This is a genomic window from Sphingomonas sp. Ag1 (assembly GCF_000980895.1).
Classification (GTDB): Bacteria; Pseudomonadota; Alphaproteobacteria; order Sphingomonadales; family Sphingomonadaceae; genus Sphingomonas; species Sphingomonas panaciterrae.
The window spans coordinates 1,119,466-1,141,903 of the sequence record NZ_LAZX01000094.1 but is presented as its reverse complement, the minus strand read 5'-3'; the positions used below and the strand labels follow the sequence as shown (position 1 = coordinate 1,141,903).

15 protein-coding genes are annotated in these 22,438 nt (G+C 66.1%); 10 read left to right on the top strand and 5 right to left on the bottom strand.

What is annotated here, in order from left to right; translation table 11 throughout:
- Positions 1-126: 126 nt before the first annotated feature.
- From XM50_RS18315 to XM50_RS18305, 3 genes are read left to right on the top strand one after another with little or no spacing between them, the layout of a single operon-like run.
- Positions 127-384, top strand: coding sequence for a glutaredoxin domain-containing protein (locus tag XM50_RS18315; protein ID WP_231622021.1), 258 nt, complete (start codon positions 127-129; stop codon positions 382-384).
- Positions 381-917, top strand: a complete 537-nt coding sequence (locus tag XM50_RS18310) for a TspO/MBR family protein (RefSeq protein WP_052742654.1) — start codon at positions 381-383, stop codon at positions 915-917. Before XM50_RS18315 ends, XM50_RS18310 begins: the two co-directional genes overlap by 4 nt.
- A 24-nt stretch (positions 918-941) precedes the next feature.
- The gene (locus tag XM50_RS18305; protein ID WP_231622020.1) at positions 942-1,973 is read left to right on the top strand and encodes an MBL fold metallo-hydrolase; all 1,032 of its coding nucleotides are present in this window, start codon (positions 942-944) and stop codon (positions 1,971-1,973) included.
- Between the two features lie 16 nt (positions 1,974-1,989).
- Here the strand turns inward: XM50_RS18305 and XM50_RS18300 are convergent, their stop codons facing one another.
- Positions 1,990-3,072, bottom strand: coding sequence for an ATP-NAD kinase family protein (locus XM50_RS18300; protein WP_046411466.1), 1,083 nt, complete (start codon positions 3,070-3,072; stop codon positions 1,990-1,992).
- 62 nt (positions 3,073-3,134) lie between these two features.
- Between XM50_RS18300 and gcvPA the strand changes: the two genes are divergently transcribed.
- On the top strand, positions 3,135-4,529 hold the full coding sequence (gcvPA, locus tag XM50_RS18295) for an aminomethyl-transferring glycine dehydrogenase subunit GcvPA (RefSeq protein WP_046411464.1): 1,395 nt from the start codon (positions 3,135-3,137) through the stop codon (positions 4,527-4,529).
- Positions 4,526-6,040 carry an aminomethyl-transferring glycine dehydrogenase subunit GcvPB gene (gcvPB, locus tag XM50_RS18290; RefSeq protein WP_046411461.1) on the top strand — a complete coding sequence of 505 codons (1,515 nt, stop codon included), beginning with the start codon at positions 4,526-4,528 and terminating at the stop codon, positions 6,038-6,040. Before gcvPA ends, gcvPB begins: the two co-directional genes overlap by 4 nt.
- Positions 6,041-6,149: 109 nt before the next feature.
- On the opposite strand, the gene XM50_RS18285 is transcribed toward gcvPB, so the two are convergent.
- Positions 6,150-7,553 carry an aminotransferase gene (locus XM50_RS18285; protein ID WP_052742653.1) on the bottom strand — a complete coding sequence of 468 codons (1,404 nt, stop codon included), beginning with the start codon at positions 7,551-7,553 and terminating at the stop codon, positions 6,150-6,152.
- Positions 7,554-7,740: 187 nt separating this feature from the next.
- On the opposite strand from XM50_RS18285, the gene XM50_RS18280 reads away from it, so the two are divergent.
- Positions 7,741-8,514, top strand: a complete 774-nt coding sequence (locus tag XM50_RS18280) for an IclR family transcriptional regulator domain-containing protein (protein WP_046411458.1) — start codon at positions 7,741-7,743, stop codon at positions 8,512-8,514.
- Positions 8,515-8,604: 90 nt separating this feature from the next.
- On the opposite strand, the gene XM50_RS18275 is transcribed toward XM50_RS18280, so the two are convergent.
- Complete coding sequence (locus tag XM50_RS18275; protein ID WP_197075603.1) at positions 8,605-10,815, bottom strand: DPP IV N-terminal domain-containing protein; 2,211 nt, start codon at positions 10,813-10,815, stop codon at positions 8,605-8,607.
- Between the two features lie 299 nt (positions 10,816-11,114).
- Between XM50_RS18275 and XM50_RS18270 the strand changes: the two genes are divergently transcribed.
- Both XM50_RS18270 and XM50_RS18265 read left to right on the top strand, forming a co-directional pair.
- Positions 11,115-13,946 (top strand): TonB-dependent receptor plug domain-containing protein, encoded by a 2,832-nt coding sequence (locus tag XM50_RS18270; protein ID WP_052742652.1) that lies wholly within the window; start codon positions 11,115-11,117, stop codon positions 13,944-13,946.
- Positions 13,947-14,035: 89 nt separating this feature from the next.
- Complete coding sequence (locus XM50_RS18265) at positions 14,036-15,814, top strand: DUF885 domain-containing protein (protein ID WP_197075592.1); 1,779 nt, start codon at positions 14,036-14,038, stop codon at positions 15,812-15,814.
- A gap of 266 nt (positions 15,815-16,080) precedes the next feature.
- Here the strand turns inward: XM50_RS18265 and XM50_RS18260 are convergent, their stop codons facing one another.
- Complete coding sequence (locus XM50_RS18260) at positions 16,081-17,769, bottom strand: DUF885 family protein (protein ID WP_156167298.1); 1,689 nt, start codon at positions 17,767-17,769, stop codon at positions 16,081-16,083.
- A 290-nt stretch (positions 17,770-18,059) separates the two neighbouring features.
- Here XM50_RS18260 and XM50_RS18255 point away from each other — a divergent pair, with 290 nt between their 5' ends.
- Entirely contained in the window at positions 18,060-19,697 is a 1,638-nt protein-coding gene (locus XM50_RS18255) for a DUF885 family protein (protein ID WP_052742650.1), read from the top strand.
- 21 nt (positions 19,698-19,718) lie between these two features.
- Here XM50_RS18255 and XM50_RS18250 read toward each other — a convergent pair whose 3' ends face one another.
- Positions 19,719-20,627 carry a polysaccharide deacetylase family protein gene (locus XM50_RS18250; RefSeq protein WP_046411452.1) on the bottom strand — a complete coding sequence of 303 codons (909 nt, stop codon included), beginning with the start codon at positions 20,625-20,627 and terminating at the stop codon, positions 19,719-19,721.
- 86 nt (positions 20,628-20,713) lie between these two features.
- Between XM50_RS18250 and XM50_RS18245 the strand changes: the two genes are divergently transcribed.
- A complete protein-coding gene (locus XM50_RS18245) occupies positions 20,714-22,396 on the top strand; it encodes a DUF885 family protein (protein ID WP_197075591.1) in 1,683 nt (560 codons plus the stop codon).
- The last annotated feature ends 42 nt before the right edge of the window (positions 22,397-22,438 follow it).

Sequence of the window (22,438 nt, the reverse complement as noted above, 5' to 3'; positions counted from 1 at the left end):
GCCGATCCGGAACGAAGGTGGAACATCGAATCGCCGCTCATGGTCGGTGGCTGACCGGGGCGGGGCGGCCATGGGAACTGACGACGCCATCCTGCGCTGTGTTCCGGGACAAGGATCATTGATGTGATGGAGACGCTGGTGGCGGATCAAAAGTCTGCGATTTTGTACCGGATGGTGCTGCCCGACCATGTTTGCCCGTTCGGGGTGCGTGCGAAGGAGATGCTGGAAACGGCGGGATATGCCGTTGACGATCGCATTCTCTCGACGCGCGAAGAGGTGGATGCGTTCAAGGCGGACCAGGGTGTGGAGACCACGCCGCAGGTCTTCATCGATGGTGAACGGATCGGCGGCAGCGACGATCTGCAGCGGTATCTCGGCGCATGATCGCCGCCCGCACGCAGCCCGCGACTGGGCTTTCGCGCGTCGCCGCAGCGACGATCGTTGCTGGTGTCATGGGCGTGAGCGCGCTGGTCGGTCGACGCAACGCCCCTGACAAGAGCCACCCCGGCATCCGCGGGTGGTATCGCCGGCTGGACAAGCCGTCGTTCACCCCGCCCGACGCCGCCTTCGGTGCGGTCTGGCCGGCACTCGAAGCGAGCCTCGCGGTCGGCGGCTATCGCCTGCTCCGCGCACCCGCGAGCACGAGCCGTAATCTGGGCGTTGGCCTGTGGCTGCTCAACACCGGGATGATCGGCGGCTGGACCGAATTGTTCTTCCGCAAGCGCGCGCTTGGCGCGAGCACCGCGGCATCGGCGATGATGATGGGCACCGGCGCAGGCTATGTCGTCGCGGCGAGCCGGGTAGACCGACCGGCCGGGCTGCTCGGCGTGCCGTTCGTCGCCTGGCTCGGCTTTGCCACCCTGCTCGCCGAACAGGTGTGGCAGCGCAATCCCGATCGCGGCGCGGCGGCGGCGTGAGCGCGATGCGCGCGGGCGTCACCTTTGCTGGATCGGTCGAGCGTCGCTGACGGCGTGGCGCGCAACCGTTGTTACCACGGGCCCCCGACCGACCATTTCGACGGCACCCGCTTCTTCAACCCCGGGCAATCGGGGCCGGAGGGCGGGCTGCGCGCCATCTTGCGGTGGAAACTGGCGGGGGGCGCAGCACGCTGGCCCGAAACGGTGCCGGTATCGCCCGCGGTCCCCGACGCGCACGTGCCAGGGATCCGCATTACCATGGTCGGCCATGCCTCCACGCTGATCCAGGCGGCGGGTTGGAACATCCTGACCGATCCTGTGTGGTCGCCGCGCGCCAGTCCGTTCAGCCGGCTCGGGCCCCGACGTGTGACGGCGCCCGGCATCCGGTTCGAGGATCTGCCGCCGATCCACGTCGTGCTGATCAGCCATGCGCATTACGATCATCTGGATATCGCGACGTTGCGCCGGCTGCAGGCGGCGCATGATCCGCTGATGGCGATGCCGCTGGGCAATGACGCGATCGTCCGCGCCGGCGTGCCCGGCGCACGCTGTCTCGCGGGGGATTGGTGGGACACGCTGCGGCTGGGCGAGGGCGTGGCGACGACGCTGACCCCCGCCTATCATTGGGCGAACCGCTGGCCGACGGACGTGCGCATGTCCTTGTGGAGCGGCCATTATCTGACGACGCCGGCGGGGACGATCTGGTTCGCCGGCGACACTGGCTATGGCGACGGCGCGATCTTTGAACAATTGCCCGAGCGGCTCGGCAGCCCGGACGCCGCGCTGATCCCGATCGGCGCCTATGCCCCGCGCTGGTTCATGGCGCCCCAGCATGTTGACCCGGCCGAAGCCGTGCGCATCTGCGAGCAGGTCGGCGCGGCACAGGCAATCGGCATCCACTGGGGCACGTTCCAGCTCACCGACGAACCGCGTGAGGAGCCACCGCGGCTGCTCGCCGCCGCCGCGCGTGCGATGGGCTTTGCGCCGGACCGGTTTGTCGCTGGAGAGCCCGGCGATGCATATGACATCAGGCGCTCATCACCGCGCGGGGCGTGAGCAGAAGTCGCCTGGCTCAAGCGGCGCGCAGCTTCATCATCATCGAACGGCCGGGCGCGGTCCGCACGCGGACATAGCCCTCCATGGCGCGGTCCAGCGCAGCGTCGCCGCTGTCGACCAGCAATGTCGCATCGCTGAGCGCCGCCAGCTTCCCGGCGTCCGCCAGGACGATCAGGCCCTGCGGCGCAGCGCGGGCGATCACCGCGGCGTCGATCTGCTGGTTGCCGCGGCCAAGGACGAAGCCCTGCCCGCCGATCACGCCCAGCACGAGGCGCGGCGGCGTATCGGCGGTCAGCCTGCGCAGCGTCGCGGCACGGGCGTCGATCGCCACCGGCTCGCCATGCGCAAAGGCATCGACGCCCAGCAAGGTGCCGCATCCCGCCAGCGCATGCTTCACCATCATCATCGTGGCGCCAGGACCGATGATCGCCAGCGGTTCGCCGCGCAATTCGCGCGCCAGCGCGGCGGCGGCACGCTCCAGATCAGCGGCCGAGGTACTGGCCGATGTTGCCTTGGCCGCCTGCATCCCGCGCGCCCGCGGCACATGCAGTACGCCATATAGCGTGATAGCACCCCGGTCATCGCGATCCATCACGTCCGCCGCAACGGGCGGGCGACCGTAGCCGGTGAGGCAGCTTTTCAGGATGGTGCCAGCCGTCGCGGGACTCGTCGCAAAGACCGCACTGTGCATCTTCACCCCGGCGGGTATGCCGATGACGGGCAAGCACCCCAGGTCAGCGGCAAGAAGGTCACGTGCCGTGCCGTCCCCCCCTGCAAAGACCAGCAGGTCGACGCCGGCGGACAGGATCGCTCGCGCTGCCGCAATCGTGTCGGCTGAGGTGGTCCGCTCGGCAGCTGCCGCGTGGGCCAGGTCGCACGGTAGGGAGGCGGACCGGGCGGCATCCTCGCCCATCGCGCCTGCGCTGGTCACGATCGTGCACGGTTCGCCGGCAAGCGCGGCCAGCGCCGCCGCGGCACGCGCCGTTGTCAGCGACGGAGCCGTCGTCGCCAGCGCGGAGCCGCTCACGCCATCGGATCCCTTCAGCGCGAGCGGCCCGCCAATCCCGGCGACCGGGTTGACAATCAGGCCGAGGCGCACGCAAGTCCTGTTCGCACAGCAATCATAATGTGCGCTGTTAGCACAAATCCATGAGAGACTCCATGCCAGCACCGGATCGCGCGCATCCTTACATGCCCAATTCGACGGCCGAGCAACGCGCAGACCTGCTGCGGGCGATTGGCGCCGACACGACCGAGGCCCTGTTTGGGCAAATCCCAGATTATCACCGCCTGCGCACGCCGATCGAAATGGCGCCGACGCTCAGCTCCGAGGTGGAGCTGGCGCGGCATCTTGACGGGCTGTTGGCGCAGAACCGGCCGGCGGCGTCGATGACGAGCTTTCTTGGCGGGGGCTGTTGGCAGCATCACGTCCCCGCCGTGGTGGACGAGATCGTCAACCGCGCCGAATTCCTGACGCCGGTGTGGGGCACGCCCTCGTCCGACTTCGGGCGCAACCAGGCCTGGTTCGAATTCACCAGCCAGCTCGGCGCGCTGCTCGAGCTCGAGATGGTCGGCCTGCCGGTGTACAGCTGGGGCTGTGCCGCCGGGCACGCGCTGCGCATGGCGGCGCGGCTGAACGGCCGACGCCGCGTGCTGGTCCCGGCGCGGATGTGCCCGGAGCGGCGCGCGGTGCTCCATTCCTATTGCGCCTCCGCCGGTGCCGACCGCGGGATCGTGGTCGAGACATATCCGTGCGACCTGCTGGGCCGCGCCGATGTCGATGCGCTGCGTACGCTGGCGGATGACGGGATCGCGGCGGTCTATTTCGAGAATCCTGCATTCCTCGGCGGGCTGGAGCATCGCGTGGCCGATATCGTCGATATCGCGCACGCCGTGGGTGCCGAGGCGGTGGTTGGTGTCGACCCGATCAGCCTGGGCGTCATTGCTGCACCGGGCGCCTATGGCGCGGACATCGCAGTTGGCACGATCCAGACGCTGGGCATCCACATGCATGCTGGCGGCGGTCTGGGCGGCTTCATCGCGTCGCGCGACGAGGAACGCTACACCGCCGAATATCCGACGCTGCTGAACAGCATCACCGAGACGGTCGATGGCAAGATGGCGTTCGGCATGATGCGGTTCCACCAATCCTCCTACGGTTCGCGTGAGGAGGGGAAGGACTGGACCGGCAATTCGACCTACCTCTGGGCGGTTGGCGCCAGCGTGTACATGGCGCTGCTCGGCCCGGCCGGCTTTCGCGAAGTGGGTGAACTGATCCTCGATCGATCGCACCGCGCCGCCGAGCGGCTGGCCGGGATAGCCGGGGTCTCGGTTCCGGAGACCGAAGGGTTCTTCAAGGAGTTCCCGCTTTCCTATGATCGCGCCGATGTCGCGAGCGTCGACGCGGCGCTGCGCGCGCGCAACATCCTGGGCGGGATCGACGTGGGCAAGCTGTGCCCCGAGCTGCCGTCGGCCGCGCTTTACGCCTTCACCGAAATTCATGACGACGCCAGTGTGGATGCGCTGGGCGTCGCGCTGCAGGAGATCCTGGCATGACGCTCCGTCGCTATCACGCACCCGTCTGGGACGAGCCGATCATCATGGAAATGGGCGCGCCGGGCCGGCGTGGACAGCATTTCCCGCGCGTGGAGGGCGGCGCCTCCCGCGTGCCCGCCGCGCTGCGCCGTGCGAACCCGCCAGCGCTGCCGGAAAATTCCGAGCCGGACGTGCTGCGCCATTACCTGCGCCTGTCGCAGGAGACGATGGGCATGATCGGCATCAGCCTGTTCGGCACCTGCACGATGAAATACAATCCGCGCCGCGGCGAGCAATCGGCGATGCGGCGCGAGATCGCGGGCGTCCATCCGGCGCAGCATCCCGATACGATTCAGGGCCTGCTGGCCGCGGTTCATGGGATGGAAGAGGCGCTGCGCGCGCTGTCGGGCATGGACGGTTTCACTTTCCAGCCGGCGGGCGGGGCGGACGCCGCCTATACGCAGGCGTGCATCACGCGCGCGTGGCACGCGTCCCGTGGCGAGGCGGGGCAGCGCACCGAGATCATCACCAGTATCCAGTCGCACCCGTGCAACCCGGCGACCGCCGCGACCGCCGGTTTCGATGTCATCACGCTTCCGCTGGGGCCGAACGGTTATCCCGAACTGGACGCGCTGCGCGCCGCGGTGTCGTCAAAAACGGCAGCGCTGATGATCAACAACCCCGACGACATGGGCGTTTATAACCCCGAGATCGATGAGTGGGTGCGCATCGTGAAGGCCGCCGGTGGCCTCGCTTTCTACGATCACGCCAATTTCAACGGCGTGATGACGAAAATCCGGGCGCGTGACCTGGGCTTCGATGCGTGCATGTTCATGCTGCACAAGACGTTCGGCGTGTCGAAGGGCGGCGGCGGTCCGGCGGTTGGCGCCTACGGCTGTTCGGCGGAACTGCTGCCGTTCCTGCCGGGGCCGCGCGTGGTGCGTGCCGAGGATCGCTTCACGCTTGAGGACGGATCGGTTGATGCGCCCAAGGTGCGCGAATATCTCGGCAACCTGCATCAGGTGTTCAAGGCATATGCCTGGGTCCGGGCGATGGGCGTCGAGGGGCTGTCCGAAGCGTCCGACATGTCGGTGCTGCTGAACAATTACATGGAGAAGCGCCTGCTTGAGGTGCGCGGTGTCACCCGCTCACACCCGGACATGCCGGGCTGGCGTCTGGAAATGACGCGCTTCAGCATGGAGAAGCTGTTCGAGGAAACCGGCGTCAGCGCGCTCGACGTGCAGAACCGCATGGGCGATTTCGGCATCGACGCCTTCTGGCTGAGCCATGAGCCGTGGCTCGTCCCACAGCCGTTCACGCCGGAGGCGGGCGAGATGTGGTCGCGCGAGGACGTGGATTACTGGATCGACGTGCTCGCCCATGTCGTGGACGAGGCCTATCGCGATCCGGAGATGGTGAAGACCGGCCCTCACAATCAGGTCGTGAAGCCGCTGGCCCCCCGCAACCTGGATGATCCGGCGATCGGTTCGACCACTTGGGCCGCGCATCAACGGAAGAACGCCCGCGCCTGAACGGCAGTCGTGACCGCAGATGGAAAGGGGCGCGGACCGATATGGTGCGCGCCCCTTTTCGCTTGTCTGTGCCGCCGCTTTTTGGGGTGCGGCGGCACCGAGTTTCAGATCAGGCGTCGCCACTGCCGCGCAGCTCGGCCAGAACCTGATCCGCGGCATCGCGGAACGCAGCAACCGAGCGATCGATCTCTTCGCGCTGGATGACGAACGGGGGCGAGAAGGCGACGGTGTCGGCCGACGGCAGCGCGCGGCCGATAACGCCGCGGTCCAGCGCGCCCTTCACGATGCGCGCGGCGACCTTCAGCGCCGGATCGAAGGCAACCGGCCCGGTGTCGCGGATTTCCTTCACGAACTCGACCGCGCCGATCAACGCTTGGCCGCGCACTTCGCCGACCAGGGGATGATCCGCAAAGGCAGTGCGCAGCGCCGCCTGCATATGCGCACCCTCGTCGGCGACGCGGGCGAGCATGTTCTCCTTGTCGATCAGGTCGAGGTTGGCGAGCGCGGCGGCCGCGCCCAGCGGGTGGCTGGAATAGGTGTAGCCATGGCCGAAGGCGCCGAACTGGCTGCCCGCGCCGCTCAGCACGTCCCACACCCGCTGCCCGACGATACAGGCGGAGAGCGGGAAGTAAGCGGAGGTCAGGCCCTTCGCGACGGTGATCATGTCTGGCTGCATGTCGAGCAGCTCGGACCCGAACATCGCGCCCAGGCGCCCGAAGCCGCAGATCACTTCGTCGGCGATCAGCAGGATGTCGTGGCGGCGAAGCACGTCGCGCATCGCGGCATAATAGCCCTCCGGGGGAGCGATCACGCCGCCGGCGCCCATCACCGGCTCCATGATCATCGCGCCGATCGTGTCCGCGCCCTCGCGCGCGATCAGTTCCTCGAGGTCCGCGACCAGCTTGGCGGTGAATTCCGCGTCGGTCAGGCCATGGCCTTCCCACAGGCGGCGCGGGGCAGTGGTGTGGCGCACCATCGGCAGCGGTAGGTCGAACCCGGCGTGGAGGCCCGGCAGGCCGGTCAGGCCGGCGGTCATGATCGTCACGCCATGGTAGCCGCGCTGGCGGGCGATGATCTTCTTCTTCTGCGGGCGGCCCAGCGCATTGTTGTAATACCACACCAATTTCACCTGGGTGTCGTTGGCGTCCGAGCCCGAATTGCCGAAGAACACCTTCGACATGCCGGCGGGTGCCATGTCGATCAGCCGCTGGGCGAGCAGGGCGGGCTTGTCGCTGCTCATCGAGGAAAAGGCGTGGCAATAGGAAAGCTGATTGGCCTGATCGCGCAGCGCGTCGGCAATCTCGCTGCGACCATAGCCGACGTTGACGCACCACAGGCCGGCCATCGCATCGACATAGTCGATACCGCGCTCATCGGTCAGGACGGCGCCCTTGCCGTGCGTGATCACCACGGGTGGGCCGCTGCGCTCATGGTCGGCCAGCATGGTGAAGGGGTGGAACACGAACTTGCGGTCGATCTCCGCCGTGCTGAGACCGGAACTGCTCACTGCCATTACGTAAAACCCCTCGCTCGTCACGCGAACACATGTGCGCTATGTGGTAATAATGCCGCGGGGCGCGATCGCGCAAGGGGATGGCGCATTCTGCGCTGCGCGGAATCGACGCAATGGCTGAAGCATTGTAGGCCGGGTTCAAACAACGCCGCCTCGATCGACGGTCGGGCACGGCAAAGGAGTGAATATGGTTTCAGCCGAACAGGACGTCAGTGATCGCGATTATGTCAATTCGCTGGCCCGCGGGCTCGAAGTGATATCGTCCTTCACGCGTACACGGCCGAAGATGACCTTGAGTGAAATCTCCCGGGCGACTGGTATGACGCGCGCCACGGTGCGGCGGTTCTTGCTGACGCTGGTGCGCGAAGGATATGCCGAAAAGGACGACAAGCTTTTCAGCCTGAAGCCCAAGGTGCTTGAGCTTGGCTATTCGGCGCTGTCGTCGATGGGTATTCTCGACGTCATCCAGCCCGTCATGAATGACCTTTCGCGAGAGCTTCAGGAATCGGTCTTCGCCGCGGTCCTGACGGGTGACTACGTGACCTATATCGCGCGGGCGACATCCGAACGGCTGGTGAACGTAAGCATCACGATCGGCAGCACGACTCCCGCCCATGCGGTGTCGACGGGGCGCGTTCTGCTGGCGGCCGAGCCGAACGATGCGCTGGAACGCTATATCGATCGCGTGAAGCTGGAGCCGATCACGCCGCACACGGTCACGTCCAAGGTCAAGCTGCGTGCCGAGATCGAAAAGGTCCGGCTGGAAGGCTATAGCTTCGTCGACCAGGAACTGGAGATCGGGCTTGGCTCGCTGTCCGTCCCGGTGCGCAACCGAGAGGGCCGGGTGCTCGCCGCCCTCAACGTCTGCTGCCCGACGGCGCGCGTTACGTCGGAGGACATGCGCAAGAACATCCTGCCGGAACTGATCGCGGCGTCGCAGACGGTGACGCGCGGCATGTAAGGAAATCGCCTCCCGCCGGCGTCATGCGGGGCGGGGGGCAGGAGGACGAGCGGCCGGCGAAGTACGCCGGTCCGCTCGCCTCCCGATCGATCAGTTCGCGCTTGTCAGCGCGGCGCGTGCCGGCGGCGTGGCATCGCTCCGGTTGAATTTGGGCGTGCTTTCCCCGCGCAGCGTGCGCACGAAGAAGCTGTACTGGCGACGCAGCACGTACTCCATCGGCTCCTCCGACCGGCCCACGCCGTGATCGGCGCCCGGTACCACCAGCAGGTCGAAATCCTTGCCCGCCTTGATCAGGCGATCGGCCACCTGCATCGTCACCGCCGGATCGACATTCATGTCGAGCTCGCCGGAGATCAGCAGCAGGTCGCCCTTCAGGCGCCAGGCATTGTCGACGTTGGACGACCGCGAATAGCTTTCGTCGATCGGCCAGCCCATCCACTGTTCGTTCCAGCTGACCTTGTCCATGCGGTTGTCGTGGCAGCCGTTGTACGCCACCGCCGCCTTGTAGAAATCGGGGAAGAACAGCAGGCCGCCCAGCGCGTTCTGCCCGCCCAGCGAGCCGCCGTACAGGCCCACGCGATCGGCATCATAATAGCTGTACTTGGCCGCGGCGGCGCGGTGCCACAGGATGCGATCGGGCGCGCCGCCTTCGCCGACATTCTTCCACGTCACGTCATGGAACGCCTTTGACCGGTGCAGCGTGCCCATGCCGTCGATCTGGACGACGATGAAGCCGAGGTTCGCCTGGGCCTGCATGCCGACCACTTCGTCGCCGCCGGCGTGGAAGCCGAACGGCCACCATTTCTTCGGCACGAAGGCGTCGAAGCCGGCGCCGTAAATGTTCTCGATCACCGGATATTTCTTGGTCGGGTCGAAATCGGCCGGGCGGACGATCACGCCCCAGATGTCGGTCTTCCCGTCACGGCCCTTGGCGACGAACGTCTCCGGCGCCTTCCAGCCAGCGGCGAGCAGGCGCGAGATGTCGGCTTTCTCGATCGTGTCCACCAGCGAGGCGTCGGCGGTGCGGCGCAGCTCGGCGACCGGCGGCATGTCGGTGCGCGAATAGATGTCGACATAATGCTGCCCGTCCGGCGAGAAGACGACATCGTGGAACGCGTCCGCCTGCGTCAGCCGCGTCAGGCCGCGGCCGTCGAAGCCGATGCGGTAGAAATGCTGGAGATATGGATCGCCGCCCTCGCGGCCATTGGCGGTGAAGATGATCGTGCGGGTCGCGGGGTCGACGCTGACGATGCGGCGCACCACCCAGTCACCCTTGGTGATCTGGTTGCGGATCCTGCCCCCGCGCCCGTCGACCAGGTAGAGGTGGTTCCAGCCGTCGCGCTCCGACATCCAGATGATCTCGCGCCCGGTGCCATCGACATCGCGATGGTCCATGCGGGGCGCATAGACGAAGGTGTCGGACTTCTCCGCCATCACCTCGCGCGGCTTGCCGGTACGCGCATCCACCTCGATCAGCCGGTACACCGCATGACCGCGCTGATTGTAGGTGAAGGCGAAGCTGGCGGAATCCTTGCGCCACGTCACCTTGCCCAGCTGATAGGGATTGTCGAACAATGCCGGGTCGACGTCGATCTGCTTGGCGGCAGCGACATCGAACAGGATGGGGCGATCGATATCGATCACGTCGCCGGGCTTCGGGTACAGCTGGGTGATCAGCTTGGGTTCGAGCTGGTCGGTGGGCGAGCTCGCCACGCGATAGATCTCGCGGCGATGCCCCGGGCGCACGCGGTTGATGACGAGGCGCGCGGAATCCGGCGACCAGGTGATCGTTTCCGGATCGTAGAAATTGCCCGGTGAGCCGTCGCCGCTGCGGACCAGCTCGCGTCCGTCGGCCGTTGCGCGCACCACCAGATTGTCGCCCTCAACCATCGCGACGTAGCGGCCATCCGGTGACACGCGCGGCGTGTTGTCGGCCGGCACGCTGAGGTCACGCAGCACGCCGATCGCCTTGGGACGACCCGGCGCGGTCGAGGTGGGGCGACAGACATAGGTGTCGAGCGCGCAGGTGAGCCGCCGGTCACCAACCGCGATCAGGATCGCGCGATCGTCGGGTGAGAGCGCGAACTCGCTGAACGGCAGGCGATCGGCGCGATAGGTGTCGCCAGTGATCTTGCCGATCGCACCGCCAAGACGCGCATGATCGAACGCGTCGCGCTTCTCCCTGTCCGCCAAGCGAACACTGATGAAGCGAAAACCGTCCTTTTCGGTCCGACGATAGTGGAAGTGGCTGCCGTCGTTTGACCAGACGGCCGCATCCGCCACCCCATCGGTCAGGTACATCGTGCGCTCACGCAGGCTCAGCGCGTCCTTGTAGGCGGCTTCGTTAGGCTGGGCGGCAGCCGTCCCGCTGCATGCCAACAAAAAAACGCCGGCTGTTGCAGCCCGAACTAAGCGCATCAGATCCCTCCAAAAAGTTCCACGAAGTGCGAGGAAATCGCAAATTTGTTGTGCCCCGCGTTCGAACTACGCAGGAAAATGCTTGACGACAAGTGCGCTCTACGAACAAAACTGCGCCTTGCGAACGAAAAGAGCAAAGGGGTTTGTTGATGACTAGGGCTTCCGCAGCCAGGCGTATCCTGTTGACCACTGCTGCGCTGTTTGTGTCGATTCCGGCGGCCGCGCAGGACGTGGGCGGTGAACTGGCGGGCCAGCCCGCCGCGGACAATGGCGGCGGCGATATCGTGGTGACCGGCTCGCGCATCGCCGTGCCGAACCTCCTGTCGAACAGCCCGATCAACACCACGGATTCGCAGGAACTCGCGCTTCAGGGCACTGTCAACGTTGAGGATTCGCTGGTCGAAATTCCGCAGGCGACGCCTGGCACCAGCAGCACCAACAACAACGGCAGCAACGGTACGACGACCGTCAACCTGCGCGGCGTTGGCGATATCCGCACGCTCGTCCTCGTCGATGGCAAGCGCTGGATGCCGTCGGGCAACACCGGCGTGGTCGATCTTAACACCATCCCGGTCGCCCTGCTGAAGCGGGTCGAAGTCGTCACCGGCGGCGCATCGGCCGTGTACGGCTCGGACGCGCTGGCTGGCGTCGTCAACTTCATCTTCAACGACCGCTTCGAGGGGGCGCAGCTTGGCCTGACCTCGCAGATCACCGAGCGTGGCGACGGGCATCTGTTCGACGCAAACCTGACGGTCGGCGGCGAATTCGCCGACGGTCGCGGCCACATGACCATGTGGGGCGGCTATACGAAGCGTGAGCCGATCTTCCAGGGCCAGCGCGAATTCTCGCGCTACGCACTGCAGCCGAGCCGCGACCGCACCAGCCTGATCCGCGCCGGCTCCACCACTTCCTTCCCCGCGAACATCGTGCTGTCGGCCCCGGGTAACCGCGGCATCGACGCCGATGGCGACGGCACCGTCTCGTTCGGTCCCGGCGGCACGCTCAACGGCGAGGCGAGCTTCTACAACACCAATCCGGTCAACTATTTGCAGGTCCCGCAGGAGCGCTGGCTGGGCGGTGCGAACGTCCGCTATGACGTGACCGACGATATTGAGGCGTTCGGCCGCTTCACCTTTGCGCACAACCGCGTCTCCACGCAGCTTGCGCCGAGCGGCACCTTCTTCGCCTCCTTCGGCCTCAATCCGGACAATCCGTTCCTTGCGCCGGCGACCGTCGCGGCGCTGCGGGTCGAGGCGGGTGCCGGCGGTGTCGACGCCAACGGCAATCTGCGCACGCAGATCGGCTATCGCTTCGCCGCGCCGCGCTTCTCCGAATTCACCCGCAACGCCTTCCAGGTGCAGGGCGGCCTGCGCGGCAAGGTGGGCGGCTGGAACTGGGAAGTATTCGCCCAGCATTCGCGCACTGACCTCAACACCCAGCTGACCGGCGACGCCAACCTTGGCCTCATTCAGCAGGCGCTGCTGGTGCGTGACGTCAACGGCACGCCGCAGTGCATCGATCCGACCGGCGGCTGCGTCCCGCTCAACATCTTCACCAACGATCCCTCGTCGGTGAGCCAGGCCGCGCTCGACTTCATCTCGCTCGACCTTCAGGTCCAGGCGATGACCCGTCAGACGGTCGCCGGCGGTACGCTGTCGGGTGACCTCGGCAACATCCGCTCGCCGTTCGCCGACAATCCGATCGGCCTCGCCTTCGGTGTCGAATATCGCGAGGAAGGGTCGAGCTATCGCCCCGACGCCAATTACGAGGCAGGCCGGTCGGCCGGCTTCGGCACCGCGGCGACCGTCATCGGTAACTTCAACGTGAAGGAAGCCTTTGGCGAAATCCGCATCCCGCTGATCGAATCGCGCCCCTTCTTTGAGGCGCTGTCGTTCGAAGGCGGCTATCGCATCTCGGACTATTCGACGGCCGCCGGCACGGTCCACACCTTCAAGGCAGGCGGTGACTGGGCCCCGGTCCGCGACATTCGCTTCCGCGGCCTGTACCAGCGCGCGGTTCGTGCCCCGAACATCAACGAGTTGTTCCAGCCGCGCGTCGAAACAGCCGTCACCGGCATCGATCCGTGCGCGGGCATCAGCCCGACTGCCAGCCAGTCTTTGTGCGAGGCGACCGGCGTCCCCGGCGGCCGCTATGGCGCCGTGCCGCTGCCCCCGGCCGGCCAGTTCCAGGGCTTCACGGGCGGTAACCCGAACCTGAACGTCGAGAAGTCGGACACCTATACGATCGGCGCGATCTTCCAGCCGTCGTTCATCCCGCGGCTCGTCGTCTCAGTCGATTATTACAGCCTGAAGATCGTCGATGCGATTGAATCGCTGGCGGGCGGCGCACAGAACGCGCTCAACGCCTGCTATTTCAACACGCAGAACATCAATTCGGTGTTCTGTCAGTCGATCCTGCGCGATCCGATCAACGGTTCGCTGTTCGGTGGCAATGAGACCGGCGTTTACGCCACGCTCGTCAACACCGGCCGGATCGAGACCAAGGGCTTCGACTTTGCCGTCAACTATTCGGTGCCGATCGGCTCGGGCCAGGTCCGCTTCGGCGGCAACGCGACTTATGTCGACAGCTTCATCCGTCAGGGCGGCGAAGGGCTGCCGGCCTATGAATGCTCGGGCCGGTTCGGCGCGATCTGCAACGGCCTGATTCCGCAGTTCAAGTCGACCAGCCGTCTCGCGTACGAAAATGGCGGCACGATCGTGTCGCTGCGCTGGCGCCACATCGGCAAGGTGGAGCTCGATCGCTTCGCGCTCGGCACCGATACGCGTCCGTCGCCGGTCACCAGCCTGCGTGCGGCGAACTACTTCGACCTCGATACCTCGCTCAACGTGTCGGAAGCCTTCACGCTCACGGCAGGCATCTCGAACCTGTTCGATCGCCAGCCGCAGGTGTTCGGCAACGACGTGGGCGGCCTCGGCGCCACCGCGAATACCTATCCGGGCACCTATGACGGCCTGGGCCGCATGTTCCGGATCGGCGCTGTCGCGAAGTTCTGAGGCAAGGAAGCAGTAAGATGATGGATCGGCGGAGCCTTCTGAAATCCGGCGTTGCGTGTGCCGCAGTCGCCGCACTTCCCGGCGGGGCCATGGCCCGCGCCGGGAAGGGGGCTCCCCGATCCGATCCTGCCACGGCGGCGCGGCTCGATGCTCTTTATGCCCGTGTGTGGCGCGAAGAGATCGCGTCGTCGCCGCAGCGGCTGACCTCGCTCGGGCTGGACCGCGGCGCGGAACATGCCGCGGCACGGCGCCTGCTGAACGACCGGTCGGAGGGCGCGTTCGCCCGCTCGATGGACACGCTGCGGCGTGCCCGCACGGAGCTGGCGCAGATCGACACGACGAAGCTGGCCGGGATCGACCTGGTCAATCATCGATCGATGAAATTCTACGCCGACATCACCCTCGAGGGGTATGACCGGTTCAAATATGGCGAGCCGGGTTACCCGCGCGCCTATGCCGTCAACCAGCTCGATGGCACGTACAACAACATCCCCGACTTCCTCGACACCGCTCACCGGGTCGAGACGGCGGAGGACGCCGAGGCTTATCTCAGCCGCCTGGATGCCTTCGCGACGGTGCTGGATCAGGACACCGAACGCTCGCGGCGCGACGCCTCCAATGGTGCGTCGGCCCCCGATTTCATCCTCGATACGTGCATCAGGCAGATTTCGCTGCTGCGCGGCGTGCCCGCGGCGCAATCGATGCTCGCCACGTCGGTGGCGCGGCGGGCGACTGCGCGCGGCGTAACGGGGGACTGGGCGAAGCGATCGACCGAGCTGGTCGAGAAGCGCGTCTATCCCGCGCTCGACCGCCAGATTGCTGAGCTGCAACGCCAGCGACAGACCGCCAATCACGATGCCGGCGCGTGGCGCCTGCCGGATGGCGAGGCCTATTACGATTGGGGCATCCGCCTCTTCAACACCAAGGCCTTCAGCGGTGACGAGATCCACCGCCTTGGCCTGGAGATGGTGGCGCAGAACACCGCCGATATCGAGGCGATCCTGAAACCGGGCGGCTATACCCGAGGCACCCTGGGCCAGCGCATCCACGCGATGGCGATCGACATGAACGGCGTGTACGAGAATTCGGACGCCGGCCGGGAGAAGATGCTGGTCGATGCCACGCGCCAAATCGAGGAGATCAGCGCGCTGCTGCCGCGCTATTTCCGCACCCGGCCACGCGCATCGGTTGTCGCCAAGCGGATCCCGCAGGCGATCGAGGCCGGCAAGGCAGGCGGCTATTACAGCCGCGGCAGCATCGACGGCAGCGTGCCGGGCTCCTATTTCATCAACATGCGCGAGATGGAGGATCGCTCCATCGTCGGACTGGCCACGCTCACCCATCACGAGGCCGTTCCGGGCCACCACATGCAGATTTCGCTCTCGCAGGAGAATGAAAGCATCCCGATGTGGCGCCGGACGATGGAATGCAGCGCCTATGTCGAGGGCTGGGCACTCTACGCGCAGACCGTCGCCGACGAGATGGGCGTGTTCGAGAAAGATCCGCTTGGTCGCCTCGGCTATTTGCAGAGCGAATTGTTCCGCGCGGCGCGCCTGGTGGTCGACAGCGGGCTCAACCACCATCGCTGGAGCCGTGAGAAAGCGGTCGATTATATGGTCGCGGCCACGGGCAGCAGCCGCGATTCCGTTACGTCGGAGGTCGATCGCTATTGCCTGATCCCGGGGCAGGCGCCGAGCTACAAGATCGGCCAGCGCGAATGGATCCGCCTGCGGGAGGACGCACGTCGCCGGCTCGGCGCGCGCTTCGACATCCGCGCCTTCCATGATGCGGGGCTGTTGTCGGGCATCATGCCGCTCGGCGTGCTGGAACAGCGGATCGAGGAATGGATCGGCACGCAAGCGATCTGAACAACCACATCAGGCAACGGAAAAGGGCGCGGGGGCTGATGCTCCGCGCCTTTTTTGTGCTTGTCGCCAGTTAAGTGCTTGACCCGCCGATTTAACAAGTCACAAATGACACATCACGTCCGGCCCGCGGCCGGGACGAAAAAAAGGGGGCCGACCATGGCCGGTCAGCACCCCTGAGTTTCTGGGTTCCCCCGGCGCGGGAACATGCATGATGACACCGGGGAAAGGTGCCGCCATCGCTGGGGAGCGATGGCGGCCGTTTCCGACTACGCCCCTCCGGGGAGAGGGTCGCGTCGCCAGAAAGTGGACACTTCGTCGTCGTTGCCGGTCATCTCGAATCGGATCAGCGACAAGGGTATGCGGCCGATCGTCATCATGCGATCGTGGAAATCGCGGAGGACGAACTTGTCGCCCTGGTGCCGGCGAACGTCACCCAGCAATTTCTGCATCTCGACCATGCCGATCGTATAGCCCAGGCCGTAGCCGGGCGGCCGCCGCAGGTAGATTTCGGCGTCGACACGCGCCACGTCCGCATCGAGCCAAGGCGTATATTTCTGCCACTCGGCCACGACCTGCGAGACATTGGCGCGGTTGAGCTGCAGGTCGAGGTCGCCGGCGACGCGTACCGCGCGGAAGATGCCGAACAGGTCGATCAGCTCACGCGTGCGCGCGCGATCCTTGTCGAAGAAGCCGAGCCGCTGGGCCGCTTCCTCCAGATACGTGCCCCAGCCTTCGGTCCGCACGCCATCGTCGATCTTGCTGCGGATCGGGTGGGTGTCGCGCTTGTCCATCTGCCCGTCAAAGGCGTGGCCGGGGATGGTGGCGTGGAACAGGTCGGGGCTGGGATCGCGATACTGGATCTGCTCCCAGAAATTCGGCCCGTTCGGCCGCACGATCCACGGAACGTTGACATAGAGATAGCCGATGTCCGCCGGGACGGTGATGATCTCCTCGTCCTTCAGGAAGGCGTGGATGTCGCGCAGCGTGTCGGCCTTGCGCTTTTCATAGTCCGCCTCGCTCGCCGGCAGCGGCAGCTCGGGCAGGTTGCGGTTCCGATGCTTCTCCAGCGCATGCATGCCCCACAGTCGCTCGGTCTCGCGGTTGCCGATCGTGCGCAGCTGGTCCGTATTGTACGGCAGCAGCTTCACGTTCTTTACATACCAGTTGAAATTCGCCTCGCCGACGCCGGCCGGCGCGGTCATCTTCGGCCGCTCCGCTTCCAGCCACGTGCGAAGGTCCGCCGCGGCGGCGCGCGCGGCGCGAATGTCGGGGAGGATCGCCGGCTGCGTGGTTTTCGCACGCGCTTCCAGATCGTCGAACCAGCCGATGATGCCGGCGGGCGGCACCTCGCGATACGGATGGCCATGGCCGACGCCATCGGCGTTGGTCAGGTTGTGCAGCGCCAGGTCGGCATAGTCGCCGGGCACGTTGCGCAGCGTTGCCTTGGCGCGCGCTACGATCGCCGGCATCTCCCGCAGCTGGCCGCGCAGCGTGATCAGCGCGGCGCCCTTGGCGGGCAGTTCGGTGAACGACACGCGCAGCATCTGGTCGACGTAGAAACCGGGATCACGCTCCCACGGCTTCGAGACGCGCAGGAGGAAATCCTCCTCGTTCATCTTGGCGCGCGCGGCGAGCCAGTCGACCTGCTGCGCCCGCTCCCAGCCGGCGACGTTCATATTCTCCATCGCGCTGAGGTAGCCCCCCACTTGCGCACGCCTTGCCTTGGTCGCGACGGGGGTGAAATCCCTGCTCTTGGCCTGCGCGGTGCGCCATTCCAGGAACTCACCCCAGGTCCGCAGCAGGTCCTGGTAGCTGCCTTGGCCCGAGGGCGGGCGTGCGGTGGTGGATGCCGCGGCGAGCGTCGTTCCGCCCTGAGCAACGGCAATGCCCGGCACCGCGGTCGTCACCAGTGCGGCAGCGATCACCAGCGTCATTGGCCGGCGTTTCAAGGACATGGCATCGACTCCTTTTAGCATCTTGTTGCTTCGCGCAGTGTGCACGTCGGCAGGTCCGGGCGCCGATCCAACCGTGGTCGCTCAGCGAACATCCTGCTCTCTGTGCGTACTATCGTGTGGGGGCATCCGAACTGTCAAGAAAGATATCATCAGGCGAACACATAGCCGCTGTGCGCACATAGTGTCTGGTGTGACCACTGCTGCTGTGTCATGGCCGGCAAAGGCAAGATGCCGGTGCGCCTGATGGATGACCGGCGGGTGCCCGGTACCGCGCGGGAAGGGGATGGTAGATGAAACATGGTTTGTTGCTGGCGGCGGCGATGATGGGGACGATGGCGGCGCTCGCCGTGCCGACCCCGCTGGCGGCGCAGGTACGGCACGACACGCTGGAGAGCGTGTTCCGCGACTGGCGCACGCTGCAGCTTGGCGAGGTGAAGAACGGCGCGACGGATTACAGCGCCCCCGCGCTGGCGCGGCAGGCGGCGGGGCTGAAGCAGCTTCGTGCCCGGCTCGACGCGCTGCCCACCACCGGCTGGACCGTGTCGCAGAAGGTCGATCGCGAGATCATCCGCGCGGAGATGAACGGCCTCGATTTCGACCTGCGCGTCGCGAAGCCGTGGGAACGTGACCCCGCCTGGTACCTTTCCGTCTGGGCGGCGCAGAGCGATACGCCCGCGCACGAAGGCCCGGTCCACCCGATGCCGGTCGAACTATGGACCTACAGCTTCCCGCTCGATGCCGCCGCGTCGAAGAAGTTGGCGGGCGAGCTGGCGCATATCCCCGAGCTGCTGCGCCAGGCGCGCGTCAACCTGACCGGCAACGCCCGCGACCTGTGGACCGCGAGCCTCGTCACGCTGGGCGGCCAGCAGGAGGCGCTCGACGACCTTCAGCGCAAGGTTGCCGGCGGCGATCCGAAGCTGGTGCGCGCCGTCAGCGATGCCGCGACCGCCACGCGCAGCTTCATCGCCTGGGTGAAGGCCGAGGCGCCGCGCAAGACCGGCCCGTCGGGCGTTGGCATCGAGAATTACAACTGGTTCCTGAAGAACGTTCAGCTGTCGACGCTCACCTGGGCCGACGAGGTCGCGATCATGCAGCGCGAGCTGGATCGCTCGCACGCCGCCTTGCGCATGGAGGAACAGCGCAATCGCAACCTGCCGCAGCTGGTCGGCGCCTCCACCCCGCAGGAATATGACGCGCTCGCCGCCGCATCGGTGCGCAAGTACATGCAGTTCCTGAAGGACAAGGACATCCTGACCATCCGGGACTATATGGAACCGGAGCTGATGAAGCGGGTGGGCAGCTATGTCCCGCCGGAAAAGCAGAACTTCTTCCACATCGTGATGCACCGCGCGCCGATGACGCTGTGGACGCATTATTATCACTGGTGGGACCTGCGCATGATGCAGGCCGATCCGCACCCGAGCGAGGTGCGCCGCGGGCCCCTGCTGTACAATGTGTGGCTCAACCGCTCGGAAGGCATGGCGACTGCGGTCGAGGAACTGATGCTCCACGCCGGGCTGTTCGACGATGAGCCTCGGTCGCGCGAATTCGTGTGGATCATGCAGGCGCAGCGCGCCGCGCGTGGCCTCGCCTCGCTGTATGCGCAGGCCAACATGATCGACCTGAAGGCGGCGATGGACATGCAGGTCGCGCGCACGCCCAACGGCTATATGTCGCCGACGCTGCCGCTGCTCGGCTTTGAACAGCAGATGTACCTGCGGCTGCCGGGCTACGGCCCCAGCTACATCACCGGCAAGGCGATGGTCGAGCGGCTGCTGACCGAAATGGCGGAGGATCGCGGCCAGCAATTCCGTCCGCGCGAATTCTTCGACGGCCTGAACCGCCACGGGATGATCCCGCTGTCGCTGATCCGCTGGGAAATGCTGGGCAAGACCGACGAACTCGAAAAGCTGGGGATCAAGCCGTAACCGATGAAGGGCAGCCGGTGGCTATTCGCCCCGGCCGCCCAGCCCGCCGGCGTCGCGCACCCAGCGCGCGATGTCGGCATGGGTGGCGAACCACGCGCCGCCCAGATCCTTCGCCGCCTCGATCAGCGCCTCCAATATCCAGATGCGCGATCGGTAGCCAATGACGAAGGGGTGCATGACCAGCTGGAACACGCTGCCCTCGACCGCCGCGGCTTCCAGCTCGCGTTTGAAGATTGAATAGACGTCGTCAGGGGTCATCCACGGGCGGGTGGCGGGCGTCCGGTTGAACATCATGTAGACGGCATCGTCGCGCAGCCATTCGACCGGTATCTCGACGACCCCCGTGGCCCGCCCGTCGAGCAGCAGCTCGTACGGGACCTCGTCCGCCATCAGCGAACTGTCGTACAGCAGCCCCATTTCCGCGACGATCGCGATCGTGTTGGGTGACAGGTCCCAGTTGGCGGAGCGGAAGCCGACCGGCGGCGACCCGATCAGCGGGGTGAGCACGTCATGCGCGCGCAGCATCAACTCGCGCTCGGTCGCCGCGTCGAGCAGGCTGTTATTCTCATGCACCCAGCCATGCATGCCGACCTCGTGACCCGCGCCGATCAGCCCACGCGTCTCGTCCGGATCAAGGATGGCGCACAGCGCAGGCATGAAGAAGCTTGCCGGCACGTCATGACGACGCAGCACGTCCAGCACGCGCGGCAGGCCCACCCTTCGCCCGAACTCGCCCCAGGCGAGGCGCCCGATCGCACGCCCGCCGGCGCCGATCTCGAACGATTCATGATCGCAGTCGAACGACAGCGCGACGGCGAAGCGCGCCCCGTCCGGCCATGATGCGGGCTGCAACGTTCGTCCCGCGCGTACGCGGTTGATCAGCGAACGTAACTCGTCCTGCGGGATCATCCACGGCTTGGCATCCTGCATCGCCGATCCTTCTCACTTAAATGCGCCATGCGAACTTGCGTTCGCACTGTGATCGTGTTTCGGTTGGCGGACAAGGGAGGGGTTTGATGAATAGAATGTTCCGGGGAATGATGAGCGCGTCGCTGGCGCTGATGGTGCCGCTCGCCCCAGCTATCGCGGCTCCCGCGGCGCTTCAGGCCGCGCCATCCATGACGACGCCGACAGGCAGCGTGCGCACGCATGACGGTCTGGTCGCGCTCTATCAGCAGGCGCGCAAGAACGTGGACTTCACCGTCCGCAACCATGTGCCCGACGTGTCCGAAGCGGCGATGGCCGCGCGGCAGCAGGCGGCGCAGCGTGCGGTCGCTCAGATCGGCGCGATTGATGACAAGGCGTGGCCGATCCCGCAGCGCGCCGACCTGATGCTGGCGCTTGCCGAAATGCGCGGGGTCGATTTCGAACACCGCGTCCTGCGCCCGTGGGCGCGCGACCCAAGCTGGTGGTCGACGCTCGACCTTGGCTGGGGACCGAAGGTGAAGACCGCTTTTTCCCCGCCCAAGCTGCCGATCACCGACGCGGCCGCAAAGGCGACATTTGCGGCGCAGTTGCGGGCAACGCCGACGATCCTGGCCAATGCGCGCCTGACGCTGACCGATGCGCGCGGCGACCTGATCGACCTCGGCATCATGCACCATGATATTGAGACGCGCGTCTATGGCCGGATGGCGCGCGATCTGGCGAAGCATCACCCAGAGTTGGTCGGCCCGGCGCGTGCCGCAGAAAAGGCCTCGAGCGACTTCGCGGCATGGCTGCGCGCCGAAAAGCCGCGGGTGAAGCAGCATGCCGGCATCGGCGTTGCGGACTTCGATTGGTACATCAAGAATGTCATGCTGATGCCGTGGACCTTCGCCGAGCTGAAGGCGCTGGGCGAACGCGAATGGGAACGCAGCATGGCCTTCCTCGCGCTTGAGGAACATGAGCATAAGGCGACGCCGATGCCGGCGCCGGTGACGTCGCTCGAGGGGTTCGAGGCGCTTCGGCGTGAGGCGGATGAGGATCTGCTGCGCTTCCTGAAGGAACGACGGATCATGACCGTGCCCGACTGGCTGACGGTGCCGCCGCCCGAGGGCCCCTATGTCATGCCCGCCAACCAGGACCCCGCGGTGCCGGGGCCGTTCGACGCGCCGATCGACCGCAACTTCTTCCGCGAGGCGGAGGATCGCGATCCGCGCAGCCTGCGCGCGCACAACCTGCCGGGGCACATCTTCGACAGCGCCTATCGCAAGCGCGACACCCGGCCGATCCGCGGCGACGAGCGACTTGGGTTCATCGACAGCGGACGGCTGGAGGGCTGGGCCTTCTATCTGGAGGAAATGCTGCTCCAGTCCGGCTGGCTCGACGATCGGCCCAAGGCGCGTGAGATCCATTATGTGCTGCAGGCCAATCGCGGCGCACGGCTAAAGGCGGAGCTGCTGGCGCAGGCGAATGAATGGACGTTCGACCAGGCGCTCGAGTCACTCTCCGGTCGCACCCCGCGCTGGATGGAAAAGACCGACGACACCGCGATCTACGACATGGCGCTCTACCTGCGTCAGCCGGGACTTGGCATGAACTATTATTTCGGGAAGGTTCAGCTCGAACAATTGCTGGCCGAGGAGCGGCTGGCCAAGGGCGACGATTTCGATCTGACCAAATTCCATGATCGCTTCATCCAGTCGGGTATCATCCCGATCGCGCTGATCCGCTGGGAAATGACCGGCAAGGACGATCAGGTTCGCACGATGCGCTGATCGCCGGAGCCCCGTCGGTAATACCGGCGGGGCTCGGGACGA